The following is a 13,797-nucleotide window of genomic DNA, read 5'->3' as shown; positions in this document are numbered from 1 at the left end:
AGGTCCTGCAAGGTTTTCGCAAGACTTCTCGCAAGGTGGCCGACCAGCTCGTTCGCGGACGATCGAGCACACGGATTTGTTGCCCGGTCCGGATCCCGGACGGACGAATCCTCGGGTCGGCCCCGCGATCACGCGACGGACGTACCCGCTACCCGGAGGAGAGCAGGTACGCCCATGAAACAAGGCTGGATACGACCGACTATCGGGGCGGTGGTAGTCGGTGTGGTCGCGGCACTATCGATGGCCGTGCCGGCGGCGGCGACACCCGTACGCAATGACAGCGCTGACAAGCCGGTGCTCTTCATCCACGGATTCGACGGCGAGCATGTCGACCCGGGATACGACTGCAACAGCTACTGGGGCGCGGCCGTATCGGCCATGAGGGGATGGGCATGGACCGGTGATCTGGTCACCGTCGGCTATTACACGGGAGATACGAACTGCTCTCTGCGCCCCAGCCGCGGGGGTCGGTTCACGTCGATCCTGGACCTCGGCAAGCAGTTGGCGGAGACGATCTACCAGCGGTATTCCCAGAATGGCGTCGCGGTCGATGTGATCGCCCACTCCATGGGCGGGCTCATCATCCGGAGCGCGCTCACCGGCGTACAGGAGAGACGGGACGGATACCCGCCCTTCATCTTCGTCGAGGACGTCGTCACGTTGTCGACTCCTCACGGAACAGGCTCTGCGCTGGCCACCCTCTGTGGGGCGGTCATCCTCGTAAAGCAATGCGTGGAGATGGCCTCACCCGCCCTCATGTTGAGTCTCAAGGACAATCCACAGGGTACCCATGGCACCGACTGGACCGTGGTCGGCTTCGAGGGCGACGTCATCGTCCCGTCAAGAGTGGCCACGAACATGAACGCCCGACATAAAGTGATCTACAACGACGTCCCGGGCACCAGCCACGCCAATATCCATCAGAAGACCACCGGCTCCTGGACCCACAAGTACTCGAATGACCACGGAGATACCTGGACCGACCCGTCCGGCAACCAGGCGGCCCCCGTACGGGTGGCGAACAACGGGTGCTACTGGTACTTCGCGTGGTAGGCCCGGCCGGCTCGTAGTCCAGTCCGGTACGACCGCCGCCCCGACGCCGGCATCCCGCGTCGGGGCGGCGGAAGCCCGACGTCCAACATCGATCCGGAGGTAACTGCTGATGGTGACCCGACGGCATCTGATCGGAGGTGTGGCAGCGGCGTCGGTCGGTGGCGTGCTGCTGGGAGGGCCCGCGTACGCCGACTACACGACGACCGTCGACCCGTTGCGGAGCTACGGACCCTGGGAGGGTTGGGGCGCCTCGCTGTCCTGGTGGGCGAACGTCTTCGGCGACAACGACACCCTCGCCGATCTGTTCTACACCCGCGACACCGTGTCGTACGGCGGCCGGAGCTATCCCGGCCTTGGCCTGAACATCGTCCGCTACAACCTGGGCGCCTGCACGTCGCGGACGATCGGGACGCCCCCGGTGAGCATGGTCGCGTCGCCGAATATCCCGCGTTACAAGCAGATCGACGGCTACTGGCTGGACTGGGCCAGCACCGACCCGGCGTCCGCCAGCTGGAACTGGCGGGCCGACGCGAACCAGCGGCAGATGATGAGCAAGGCCCGGGACCGGGGCGCGGACGTGTTCGAATTGTTCTCCGTCTCGCCGCTGTGGTGGATGTGTGTCAACCACAACCCGTCCGGCGCGGCAGACGGCGGAAACAACCTGCAGTCCTGGAACTACCGCCAGCACGCGATCTACCTCGCGACGGTCGCGAAGTACGCCCAGGACAACTGGGCGGTGGACTTCTCCTCGGTCGCGGCGTTCAACGAGCCGGCGGCGCCCTGGTGGCGGGCGGACGGCCCACAGGAAGGGTGCCATCTGGACCCGGGCGTCCAGCAGCAGGTCCTCCGGTACCTCCGTACCGAACTCGACAGCCGTGGGCTGGACCGGACGGAGATTGCCGCCTCGGACGAGAGCACGTACGCGATGGCGACCACGACCTGGAACAGTTTCCCGCCCGCGACCAGATCGCTGGTCGGTCGGGTCGACGTGCACGGCTACGAGTACGGCAACACCGGCGGTCCGCGCGGTGAGCTGTACCGCGCGGTGCACGCCGACCGCCGCCGGTTGTGGCAGTCCGAGTACGGCGAGGGCTGGAACCACGGTCTCTACCTCGCCTACAACCTCAGCCTCGATCTGCGCTATCTCCATCCGACAGCGTGGTGTTACTGGCAGCCGGTCGACGGCCTGACGTGGGGGCTGGTCGAGGCAGGCTATCCCGATCCGACGAGCGTGACCGGCACGCTGGGGGCGGTCAGCAACAAGTACTTCGTCCTCGCGCAGTACACCCGGCACATCCGTCCGGGGATGGTCATCATCGACAGTGGCGACCAGGCCACCGTCGCCGCCTACGACGCGTCCGCCGGTCGGCTCGTCCTGGTCACGGTCTGCGGTGACTCCCCACAACGGATCACATATGACCTGTCCCGGTTCGCCGCCATCGGAGGGTCGGCGGACGGGATGGTCCGCAGGTGGACCACTGACGCGGACCCGAACGGCACCATCGGCCGGCAGTACGTCGCCGGCACCGACCTTCGACGCAGCGCTCACCGGTTCGTGGTGGACATCCCGGCCCACACCGTCGAGACCTTCGAGGTTGACGGTTTCCATTCCCGGGCGGCGGGTTCACCACGGTGAGACCGCCGTTGGCGGTACTCGGGGGCCGGGTGCGCCGGCCCCGGCGTGGCGCGGTGTCGCAAATCTGCTTGCAGTTCCCATATGGACCTGGTCTGATGGCTGTCGCTGTCAGGAAAGGTCGCGATGCGAATTCGCGTACTTGGGTCAGTCGAGATCGCGAGCGCCGATGGGTTCGTGGCCGCGGGCACGGCAAAGCAGCGCTGCGTGCTCGCGGTTCTCGCGATGCATCCCGGCCAAGCGGTGACCACGGCGGGGTTGATCGACCGGGTGTGGGGCGAGGCCCCGCCGGTGCACGCGCGTGATTCTGTTTATGCTCACGTCTCGCGGCTCAGGCGACTGCTCCGCGACATCGGTGTGCCGCTGCGTAAGACCGGCAGTGGCTACCGGCTCGAGGTGGATCCTGAAGAGGTCGACCTGCACCGGGCGCGTGGCCTCGCGAAGCGGGCGCGCAGTTGCGCGGAAGCGGACGACATCGGTGCGTCCGCGGAGGGCTACCGACGCGCGCTCGCACTGTGGCGGGACGCGCCGCTGACCGGGATCGACGGGGACTGGGCCTCCCGGGTCCGCGACGGCCTGGAGCGGGAACGGCTGACGTTGCTTCACGAGCGTTTCGACGTCGAGTTGATACTCGGCCGCCACGCAGAGGTACTGGCCGAACTGTCCACCCTGGTGTCGGCGTACCCGATGGCGGAGCCACTTGTCGGCCACCTCATGGTCGCGCTGTACCGATGTGGCCGGACGGTCGAGGCGCTGGACTGCTTCACGCACACCCGTCTGCGGCTCCGGGACGCCCTCGGCATCGATCCCGGCGCGGCCCTACATGAGCTTCACCGGCAGATGCTTCGGCGCGAGCCGGCACTGCTGCTGGCCGGCGAGGTGCGACCATCCGTGCCCTGGGAGCACCTGCCGGGCACGGCCGACCTGCCGCCAGGCGCGGACGATGCGCGGCCGGTCGAAGCGCGGGTTGAACCATCGGCACGGACTTCGGACCTGGCGGCGCCCCGGCAGCTGCCCGCCGACGTCGTGCGCTTCGTCAATCGCGCCAGCGAGATCAAGATGCTCGACACAGTCCTCGACGACTCCGGCCAGGACCCTCGGACCGTGTTGATCGCCGCGATCTCGGGCATGGCCGGCGTCGGCAAGACCTCGTTGGCGGTGCACTGGGCGCATCAGGTGGCCGACCGGTTCCCCGACGGGCAGTTGTACGTGAATCTGCGCGGCTTCGACCCGGACGGGCCCGCGATGGTTCCCGCCGACGCGGTCCGCGGATTCCTGGACGCGCTCGGGGTGGCGCCCGAGCGGATCCCGGCGGACCTGCCGGCGCAGAGCGGTCTGTATCGCAGCCTGCTCGCCCGGCGGCGCGTCCTGGTGGTCCTGGACAACGCCCGCGACGCCGCCCAGGTCCGCCCACTGCTGCCCGGTGGCCCCGGCTGTCTGACCGTGGTGACCAGCCGCAGCCAACTCGCTGGACTGGTCGCGACCGACGGCGCGCATCCGGTCACCGTGGACGTGCCCACCCCCGCCGAGGCCCGCGCCATGCTCACCAGCCGGCTCGGCCACCAACGGACCGCCACCGAATCCGCGGCCGTCGACGAGATCATCGCCGAATGCGCCCGGCTTCCGCTCGCCCTGGCGATCGTGGCCGCCCGCGCTGCCATCCACCCCGAGTTCCCGCTCACCGCCATCGCCGGGCAACTGCGGGCCGCCCGCGGCGGTCTCGACCGGTTCGCCGGCGGAGACTCCGCCACCGACGTACGGGCCGTCTTCTCCTGGTCGTACCACACCCTGCGGTCGTCGGCCGCACGGCTGTTCCGGATGCTCGGCCCGAATCCCGGGCCGGACATCGCTGCACCCGCCGCGGCCAGCCTCGCGGGTATCCCGGCACGCCAGGTAGGGCCCCTGCTGGCCGCACTGACCGAGGCGCACCTGCTCACCGAACACATCTCGGGCCGGTACACGTTCCACGACCTGCTCCGCTCGTACGCCACCGAACTCACCGACACCGTGGACCCGGAGGTGGACCGGCGAGCGGCACTGGACCGCGTACTCAGCCACTACCTGCACAGCGCGTACACCGCCGCCCTGGTACTGCATCCGATCCGGGAGCCGATCACGGTGCCGCCACCATCGGCCGGGGTGACTCCGGAGGAGGTCGCCGAGGACCATCAGGCGCTCGCCTGGTTCGCCGCCGAGCGGCCGGTCCTGCTGGCCGCGATCCGGCAGGCCGCCGACCACGGCCTCGACGACCTCGCGGCCCAGTTGGCCTGGACCCTGTCGGACTTCCTCCAGCGCCAGGGGCACTGGTCCGATCTGGCCGCCACCCAGCGGATCGCCCTGGCCGCCGCGCAGCGCGTCGGCGATCCTGCCAGGCAGGCGGACGCTCACCGGACCCTCGGCTTCGCGTACGCCCGGCTGCGTCGCCGCGACGCCGCGGTCACCGAGTTCCAGCAGGCCCTCGACCGGTACAGGGCGGTCGGCGACCATCTCGGGCGGGGCAAGACCCATCTCGGCCTCGGCTTCGTGTTGGAACGGGAAGGTCGCCACCGGGAAGCGCTGGAGCAGGCCCGGCTGGCCCTCGCCGGGTTCCGGGACGCCGGTGACCGCACAGGGCAGGCCCGGGCCCTCAACTCGTACGGCTGGTGCTATTCGCTTCTCGGCGACCACCGGCAGGCACTGGTCCACTGCCAGCGGGCACTGACGCTGCAACGGGAAGGCAGAGACCATCGTGGAGTCGCGTACACGTTGGACAGCCTCGGCTACATCCACCACCAGCTCGGCGACTACAAATCCGCCATCTCCTGCTACGAGGAGGCGATCGAGCTGCTCCGGCAGGCGGACGACCGCTATTACGAGGCGGATGTCCTACACCATCTCGGCAATACCCATCACGCTCTGGACCAGACGGGCGCCGCCGCCATCGCCTGGCGGCAGGCCCTGACCATTCTCGACCAACTCGACCATCCCGACGCCGACACCATCCGCGCCAAACTCAAACCTGACGTGCCGCCGTCCGGTGCGACATCTCGCCGTCCGGTCTCGACCAGCACGACTACGATCGAAGTCGGTCTCCATCGTCCCTGACGGGGCGTTACCGGAGACAGGCCGAAGGGCAGGCCTGAGCCCCAGGGTTGAGGGCGAAGTCGCCGGGGACCGGGAAGGGGCGACGATGCGTCGGCGGAGATGGTGGCCGATGAGCGCGGTCGCCGCGATGCTGGTCGTGGGTCTGCTGTCCGCGGCGGCTGCCGGGATGGCCACGAACGTCGCCTCGGATCTCGAAGCTCCGTGGCCGTTCGGTCTCGACATCCTTCGGAAGCACCCGTTCGCGTCGATTGTGGCCGCGACGCTACTTGGCGTCCTTGCGGCCTTCGGAGTCTGGCGGTTCCAGTCGAGCGTCGACCGAGGAGGACGGGAGGACGGTCGGAACGACTCCCGTACGGGGCAGCCCCTCGGTGCTGAGCCACGTCAGAGTTCTGACGACCTCGGCAGGCTGCCCAGGATCGGTGCAGGGTGCGCCGCCGATCCGCGCCTTCGTATTCACCGTGCTCTTTCCTCTCCGGGTCCGTCCGATGTCACCGTCTCTGCACCTGGGAGGCGTCACCGCAGCGGGGCAACGACCGACGCCACTCCCGTGGTCTTCGTCGAGCGCACGGTCGGACCCGAGGTGCGCCGATGGATGCGGCGGGCGCGCACCGACGGAGGCTTCCTGATCCTGATCGGCGATTCGTGCGTCGGAAAAACGCGGCTGCTGTACGAGACAGCCCGGCAGGAGTTGGCTGAATTCTCCCTACTGGCACCCGACCTCGGCGACGGCGGGTCCGTAAAAAAAGCCGCGCGCAACGTCGACACGTCACCCAATCTGATCGTATGGCTCGACGAGTTGCAACGTTTTCTGCCCGGACCCTACCTCACCGAGGGTTCAACGCCGATTGCGGCGGCCGATATCCGTCGACTACTGGACTCTTCGACGCCGGTGGTTGTCCTCGGCACGCTCTGGCCGGAATATGCCTCCACATTCCGCGCACGCAACCTGCTCCCCGACGTTCCTGTCCCACCGCCCCGCTATCCGGCCGCGCTGGACATCCTTGAGTACGAACGCGTCGACGAAATCCGTCTGCACAGCTTCTCGGACGCCGAGCGGGCCGTCGCGGCAACCCTCGGCGTGGAAGACCCCCGACTGGCAGCAGCCCTGGCTGACCGGGACTACAACGTCACCGAGGCGCTTGCCGGTGCCAGGGAGGTGACCGCGCGCTACGCCCGAGCCACTCCCGCCCAGGCTGCCGTCCTGCATGCGGCGATCGACGCTCGCAGAATGGGAATTCAGAGCCCTCTTTCCGGGGATCTGCTCTGCGAGGCAGCTCGTGGTTACCTCCAGGCGATCTACACTGACAATTCTTGGTTTCCGCCGGTTCTCGACGAACTGACCAGTAGTCGACGTCGCATTGATCGAGCGACCTCACCCCTCATGCCCATCCCGGCTCCGGACCGCCGAACAATCGTTGGTTACACGGTGACGGACTATCTCATGCAGCAGTTGACGAAAGAGCGCCGAACCGTACAACTGTCTGGTGCGACATGGCGGGCTCTTGTCGAGAAGACCGCCAACGAGGATGATCTGCGACGGCTCGCGGAGAATGCCGAACGGCGACTCCAGTACCCCGAGGCGATCGAGGCGTACCGCCGCCTCTGCGATGCGGGCAGCAAAGGTTACGTTCCGGTGGTGGTTCACCTGTTGACGCTCGCTGGTGAGCTTGATGAGGCAGTCAGGGTCGCACGCGCACATTCAGCCGCGCATCCCGATAACAGAAGTGCAAGCGATCAACTTATTGACCTTCTGATCGAGGGGCGGAGGCCCGACGAGGCGCTCGGTCTGCTGAGGAACCGCCTCGACGACGGCGATCCGAGCGTCGAGGATCGGTTGTTCCGACTTCTCATGGCCGAAGGTCGTTCTGCCGAGGCGATCGACCTGGCACGTACTCGCGTCGGTGCGGGAGTCGCCGGTGCCGCAGAGCGGCTGATTGACCTACTGGCGAGCAACGGCCAGTCCGTGGAAGCCATCGAACGTGCCCGGGTTCAGGCCGACGCGGGCGATGCCCGCGCGGTGAACACGCTGATCAACCTGTTGGCGGACAACGACCGGTCCGCAGAGGCGATCGAACGTGCCCGGGATCGGGCCGAGAACAGCACGGACTGGCACGCGCATGCACGCTTGATCGAGTTGATGGCCGAACATGGCCAGCTCGATGAGGCGATACAGCTGTTGACGGACCGATACGACCCGGAGGTTCCCTTCAGCTCCTCGTCGAAGCTGTACAAGCTGCTCACCGAGCATGATCGCCTTGAGGGTGAGGTCCAGGCCCTTCGAGGACGAGTGGGGGACGGCGACGCTGGCGCAGCGAGGCTGCTCGTCGACCTGCTCGCGTGGGCGAGCCGGTTTGACGAGGCGCTGGAGGTGCTGGGGCTGCGAGCAGATGGCAACGGACCGTCGCCCGAGCGGCGACTTGCCGAGGTTCTCAGGGGACAGTGGCGGCCGGACAAGGCGATAGCAGTCCTGCGGAGCAGAGCGAGGCCCGACGACCATCCGGCCAGTGACCTGCTTGCCGAGCTGACGATCGATCCCGATGTGGAGATCGAAGAGTACGAGGTCAACAGCGGAATGGCGGTCGAGGGCTGGCCGCGTACGTCATGGGCCGTCGGCGGCCTAATCGACAGGGGGCGCATCGATGACGCAATCGAGAGGCTGAGGGCCGAGGTCTCCGAGAATCGTGAGGCAGCTCTTTGGCTGGCCGCTCTCCTGGCCCGCACGGATCGTGTCGAGGAAGCGGTGACGCTCCTTCGTGATCGGGCCGACGCCGGGGACTGGGAGGCCGGCGGGGATCTGAGTGCGCTGTTGCTGAAGCATCGACGCGTTGACGACCTGCGTGCCGAGGTGCGTGCCGGTACGTACGGTGCGGCGGAGCGGTGGCTCGAGTTCATTGAGAAAGAGGAGGGTGACCCGGCGAGGGTGGCCCGGATACGGCGCGAAGGGCTCGCCGCCGATCGGCCCCGCCTCAAACGGTTGCCCGAGTGAGTCGTACGTCAGGAGGCGAGTTCGCGGTCGTGGGCGCGAAGATGTTTACTGGCCGTGCTGTCGGCGTACCATCTCGTTGATCCAGATCGGCGCGAACGGCGACGTGCAGCCCGGCGAGGTCGGATAGTCCTTGAGTACTTCCAGGCGCTCGCCGATGCCGATCGCGCGGGCGCGGTGCTCGGCATGCTCGATCCCGATCTGGGCCAGGCAGTGGTTCATCGCCCACTGCAGACGGTCCGGCGCGTTCCTCATCTCCGCCTCGATGACGTCGAGCAGCCCCGCGAGGTCGAGCCCCTCGGGCTTCCTGGCGACGCGTTCGGTGGTCAGCGCCCAGCCGGCACTCGCGACCACCGGATCCGGATCGGCGGACCAGGCCAGGCGCAGCGCTTCGGAGTGGGGATTCTTCCTCACCACGTAGTTCACCAGCCAGTCGTGCACCTTGGGGGTCCGCGCCTCGCGCAACATGATGTCCAACTCTTCGGACGCGAACGCCTTCGGGCGGCAGATCAGGATCGCCAGCAGTCTTGCCGAGCTGTCGGCCGTTTCCCAGAGCTGGCGTGCGAGTTCCTGCTGCGTTTTCAGCCGCTTCGCGAGCGCGCGCAGCGAGCTGAGGTTCACACCGTGATCGTCACCGTGTCTCCGGTTCACCTCGCGTGCCTTCGGGTCCTCCATCGCGGCCAGCTCGGCCAGCACCTCGGCCACCGTCGACCCGGTCAGCGTTGTCTCGGCCACCCCAGCCTCCTGTCACCCACACGGAAGACCCCAGCCTACGAGGCTGTCGGGAAGGTTCGGCCCCGGGCACGGCATGACCACGGTGCCAGGTCCCGGCACCGTGGTCGCGCAGGAGCGTGCGCCGGCCACCATCCGGTGGTGGCCGGCGCACGGGTTGTTCGGTCGCGGTTGCCGGGATCAGCGGTAACCGGCGCCCACCACGTTGGCCTGTACGGCGTTCTCGGTCGCGTCTGACGGATAGCCGGCGACCATGGCGCCCTCGTAGAAGGTGCCGGCGCTCAGGTTGGCACCACCGTCGGGCTTGCAGCAGTCACCACCACTGCCCAGGATGATCGCGCCCTGCTTCTTCATCGGGCTGTATCCCGGCGGAAGCGAGCCGTCCCACAGCGTGTAGAGGCTGCCGGACTGGGCGTTGCTGCCCTTGATGGCGAAGCGCGACGTGCCGTTGTTCTTGAGCGTCGCGGTGACGAACTTGCTGGTGAACGCGCGCTGGTTCGGGTTCCAGGTCTGGCTGCCGCCGGGGAAGAGGCCCCACTCCAGATCTGCCTGCACCCACGGTCCGGTGCCGGAGCAGCCGCCGAACCAACACTGTGTGCCGAAGTTGATCGCGTCCATCGCTCCGGCGGCGTCGGCCTTCCTCGTCGTCTCGCTGTTGCCGTAGTCGAAGCAGCAGCCGCTGTTGACGTGGGTGCCGCTGGTGACCATGTACATGCCCTCGGGAGCGGCACCGGTGGGCACGCCGGTCAGGTGCCCGTCCCGCCAGTAGCTGTTACCGGGGTTGATGTAGAGCGAGTACGCCTTGGCGCCGCCCACCGTCAGGGACTCCGTCGTCGCGGTCGCCGGCCTGCTCTGCGGTGACCCCGGAACCACGCTGGACCCCTGGTACCAGAGGTCGTTCCCGCGCCCGGACTGGTCGAAGACGACGGTGATCACGCAGGTCGTGCCGGTGCAGAACGAGTCCTGCGTCGCCGCGTTGGCGGTGCCGCCCGTACCCGTGAGCCCGATGTTGCGGGTCGTGTTGTCCGACGAGCGCCGGACCTGGTAGAGGTTGCCGGCGTACGCCTCGTAGAGCGCCCGCGTGGTGCTGTGCGCCGCGATGCAGGGGGTGCCGCCGGAGGCGTAGATGTCGCACGGGCGCGCGCCGCTCGGCGGGTTGGTCGGTGGGTTGGTCGGTGGGTTGGTCGGCGGCGGGGTGGTGGTCGGCGAGGCCCACTGTTGGTTGGCGCCGCCGTTGCAGGCCCAGAGGATGAGCTTGGTGCCGTTCGCGGTGGCGGCGCCGTTGGCGTCCAGGCAGAGCCCGGACTGCACACCGGTGATGGTGCCGTTGCTGTTGACGTTCCACTGCTGGTTGTTCTGGCCGTTGCAGTCCCAGATGATCGCCTGGGTGCCGTTGGTGGTGCCTCGGCCGGAGGCGTCCAGGCACTTGTTGCCGTACACCTGGAGTTGCTTGGTCGACGTCCACGTCCAGGTCTGGCCGGCAGTGCCGTTGCAGTCCCAGAGCTGCGTCTGGGTGCCGTTGGTGGTGCTGGAGTTGGGCACCTCGATGCAGCGGCCGGACGGCGTACCGATGATCCTGGTGCTCTGTCCCGGTTCGATGGCGGCCGCCAACGCGGCTGCCTCGGCGGTCGGCGACGGGGCACCGGCGGTGGCGCCGATGCCGACGACAACGCCGACCAGAGCGGCCGCCAGGGCGGTCAGACGTCGGGCGCGATGGCGTCTCGGGATGGGATCGGGGGCTTTTCCTGGCGCGATGGGGGACGGGGTTCGCACGAGGTGGCTCCTCGGAGTTGTGGAGGCGCGGGGCTCGTCGACGCGCCACGGGGGTGGTGGTGGCGGTGGCGAATCGATTCGCAGCGAATCGTATGACCTTTGTTGAATTCATGTCAATAAATGACTGTCCGGTGATGCGCTGGCCGCTGGGCGGACGGCCAGCGAATCACACCCCCGGGGACGTCTACCGCCCCAGGACCCGCCACGTCTGGTTCAACGGGCTGCCCGGGTGACCGCCTTGCAGGTCCACTGGTGGACCAGCGCGCCGGCCGCCGTGGAGACCGTGTTGACATCGACGCACTTGCCGCTGTGCCGGGCGACGAGCTGACAGTCGTGTGAATCGTTGCCCGAGTAGGTCACCCTGCGCAGGGTGAACTGCTGGTGAGGCCGTTCAGGCAGGTCCACTGGTGCACGGCCGCGCCGTCGGCGCTGGACACCCCGCTGACGTCGAGGCACCTGCCGCTCTGCTGGTTGACCACGGTGTACCTGTCGGCCACGCCGGCGACCGGGACGAAGTTCCAGAGCTGCTGGTCACCGCCGTCGCAGTAGTTCTGCTGCTGGACGTTGCCGTCCGCGCTGCTCGGGCCGGCGTTGTTCGGGCACTGCTGGGAGTGCTGGGCCACCGCCACCGACTGGAAGCCGCCGTCCGACGGTGGCAGCAGGGCGACGGTGTAGGTGTCGGTCTGGTTGGTGTACGGCAGGTCTGGTAGGGACGCGGATGGGCGATGCCGCGCGGGTCGAGGATGGCGTTGGCGGCGGCGACGTTCGCGACCGGGTCGCGCGGCAGCGAGTGCCAGCTGAGTTCTCGGTCGTGCCGTAGATCCAGCCGGACGCGCGGTAGGTGGGCGTACCGCTGTTCGTGGCGAAGTTGACGGTGATCGACTCGTCGGCGGCCTGGGCCGGAGACGCGGCGACGATGACGCCGCCGGCGGCGAGCAGGCCGACCGCGAGTCGGGCGACGAATACCTGGGCCCGTCCTGACCTGCCGCAGGACGGGGTTTTCACGGGCGGCTCCTTGCTGGGGCGTGGGGGACGCGCCCCGGAGGGCTGTACTTGCGAATCGATTCGCACGGATCGTAGGACCGGGATCTGAACGATGTCAATGAAGTGACGATGGGATGAACACGGTGTTTCCCGACAAGTCTTCCCGTGCAGCCGCCATCTCTTGACCACTGGGCAGGGGCGGACCTATCTTCGTGCGAACCGATTCCTCGAACCGATTCGCCTCATGGTCGGGCTGCGGTCCGGCCCGTGACGGTCAACCCGCACATCCCACCTGGTCACCTGACGATCGACTTGAAGTGAGGCAACACATGACAGGACTCAGTCGTCGGCGGCGCGTGGCCGCCGTCGCCGTGATAGCGCTGGCCGCAGCGCTGGGCAGTGCCTGCTCGTCGTCCGCCGACGAGCCCACCGACGGTGGCGCGTACGTCATCTGGGATCCGTACCCGCAGTTCGCCGACGACTCCGAATGGGTCGCGCTGCTCAGGAAGTGCGGCACCTCCGCGGGGGTGACGGTCGAGCGGACCGGCCACGACACCACCGACCTGACCAACAAGGCGCTGCTCGCCGCTCAGCAGGGAAACTCGCCGGACGTGCTGATCGTGGACAACCCGGTCATCTCGACACTGGCCGAGGCCGGCGCGCTCACCACCACCGACGACAACAAGCTGGACGTCTCGGCCATGGAGCCGAACCTGCTCGGCGCCGGCCAGAGCGAGGGCAAGACGTACGGGGTGCCGATCGGGGCGAACACTCTCGCCCTCTACTACAACAAGGATCTGCTGACCGCCGCCGGCGTCGATCCGACCACGATCAAGGACTGGACGACACTGACCGCGGCACTGACCAAGGTCAAGGCCAAGGGGAAGAAGGGCATCACCTTCTCCGCGATCGGCACCGAGGAGGGCAGCTTCCAGTTCCTGCCCTGGTTCTGGGGATCGGGCGCCCAACTGACCAGCCTGGACTCGCCGCAGGCGGTGTCCGCGCTGACGCTCTGGACGGATTGGCTGAGGCAGGGCCACGCCCCGAACTCCGTCATCAACAACACCCAGACCACGAGCTGGCAGGAGTTCGCCACCGGGAACTACGCGTTCGCCGAGAACGGCACCTGGCAGCTGGCCAACGCGGAGAAACTCGGCTTCTCGTACGGCACCATCGCGATCCCGGCCAGCGCGGGCGGTGCGGCGCCGGCACCCACCGGCGGTGAGTTCGTCTCCATTCCAGTGCAGAAGAACACCGGCCGGTACGAGACATCGCAGAAACTCGTCGCCTGCCTGACCAGCCCCGACAACCTCCTCACCACCGACACCACGCTCTCCTACGTCGCACCCGTCGCCGCCGTCCAGGATCGGCAGGCGGCCGCGGACCCCAAGCTCAAGGTCTGGGTGGAGGCGGTCCGGGCGGCCAAGGGCCGTACCGGGGACAACCTCGGCACGAAGTACCCGAAGATCTCCGAATCCCTGTGGACCGCGGTGCAGTCGGCACCGCGGTCCACAGGGATTCGGAGATCTTCGGGTACTTCGTGCCGAGGTTGTCC

The 13,797-nt window shown here is 67.9% G+C and carries 9 protein-coding genes; 5 read left to right on the top strand and 4 right to left on the bottom strand.

The genetic code is table 11. The features are described from left to right. Window positions 1-174: 174 nt before the first annotated feature. The 4 genes from I0C86_RS11770 (at window position 175) to I0C86_RS11755 (ending at window position 8,756) form a co-directional block, all read left to right on the top strand. Window positions 175-1,053 (top strand): esterase/lipase family protein, encoded by an 879-nt coding sequence (locus tag I0C86_RS11770; RefSeq protein ID WP_196201265.1) that lies wholly within the window; start codon window positions 175-177, stop codon window positions 1,051-1,053. 109 nt (window positions 1,054-1,162) lie between these two features. Beyond that, window positions 1,163-2,689 carry a glycoside hydrolase gene (locus tag I0C86_RS11765; protein WP_196201264.1) on the top strand — a complete coding sequence of 509 codons (1,527 nt, stop codon included), beginning with the start codon at window positions 1,163-1,165 and terminating at the stop codon, window positions 2,687-2,689. A 123-nt stretch (window positions 2,690-2,812) separates the two neighbouring features. Next, complete coding sequence (locus I0C86_RS11760; RefSeq protein ID WP_196201263.1) at window positions 2,813-5,770, top strand: AfsR/SARP family transcriptional regulator; 2,958 nt, start codon at window positions 2,813-2,815, stop codon at window positions 5,768-5,770. 109 nt (window positions 5,771-5,879) lie between these two features. Beyond that, complete coding sequence (locus tag I0C86_RS11755; protein WP_196201262.1) at window positions 5,880-8,756, top strand: tetratricopeptide repeat protein; 2,877 nt, start codon at window positions 5,880-5,882, stop codon at window positions 8,754-8,756. Between the two features lie 45 nt (window positions 8,757-8,801). Here the strand turns inward: I0C86_RS11755 and I0C86_RS11750 are convergent, their stop codons facing one another. The 4 genes from I0C86_RS11750 to I0C86_RS43245 form a co-directional block, all read right to left on the bottom strand. Next, window positions 8,802-9,458: a DNA alkylation repair protein gene (locus I0C86_RS11750; RefSeq protein ID WP_323373596.1), complete on the bottom strand. Its 657-nt coding sequence runs from the start codon at window positions 9,456-9,458 to the stop codon at window positions 8,802-8,804. Between the two features lie 207 nt (window positions 9,459-9,665). Next, a complete protein-coding gene (locus I0C86_RS11745) occupies window positions 9,666-11,258 on the bottom strand; it encodes an arabinofuranosidase catalytic domain-containing protein (RefSeq protein WP_323373595.1) in 1,593 nt (530 codons plus the stop codon). A 213-nt stretch (window positions 11,259-11,471) separates the two neighbouring features. Beyond that, window positions 11,472-11,618: an RICIN domain-containing protein gene (locus tag I0C86_RS43250; RefSeq protein WP_323373594.1), complete on the bottom strand. Its 147-nt coding sequence runs from the start codon at window positions 11,616-11,618 to the stop codon at window positions 11,472-11,474. Then, window positions 11,615-11,881 (bottom strand): RICIN domain-containing protein, encoded by a 267-nt coding sequence (locus I0C86_RS43245; protein ID WP_323373593.1) that lies wholly within the window; start codon window positions 11,879-11,881, stop codon window positions 11,615-11,617. Before I0C86_RS43245 ends, I0C86_RS43250 begins: the two co-directional genes overlap by 4 nt. 690 nt (window positions 11,882-12,571) lie before the next feature. On the opposite strand from I0C86_RS43245, the gene I0C86_RS11735 reads away from it, so the two are divergent. Beyond that, a partial coding sequence (locus I0C86_RS11735; RefSeq protein ID WP_196201260.1) for a sugar ABC transporter substrate-binding protein occupies window positions 12,572-13,797 on the top strand: 1,226 nt, incomplete at its 3' end.

Source organism: Plantactinospora alkalitolerans (genome assembly GCF_015690345.1).
Classification (GTDB): Bacteria; Actinomycetota; Actinomycetes; order Mycobacteriales; family Micromonosporaceae; genus Plantactinospora; species Plantactinospora alkalitolerans.
This window is presented reverse-complemented; position numbering and strand designations above follow the sequence as displayed.

What these genes read in the sequence shown, in the direction of transcription:
- I0C86_RS11765 (WP_196201264.1), top strand. Translation starts at nt 1,163, where the DNA reads ATGGTGACCCGACGGCATCTGATCGGAGGTGTGGCAGCGGCGTCGGTC.
- I0C86_RS11760 (WP_196201263.1), top strand. Translation starts at nt 2,813, where the DNA reads ATGCGAATTCGCGTACTTGGGTCAGTCGAGATCGCGAGCGCCGATGGG.
- I0C86_RS11770 (WP_196201265.1), top strand. Translation starts at nt 175, where the DNA reads ATGAAACAAGGCTGGATACGACCGACTATCGGGGCGGTGGTAGTCGGT.
- I0C86_RS11755 (WP_196201262.1), top strand. Translation starts at nt 5,880, where the DNA reads ATGAGCGCGGTCGCCGCGATGCTGGTCGTGGGTCTGCTGTCCGCGGCG.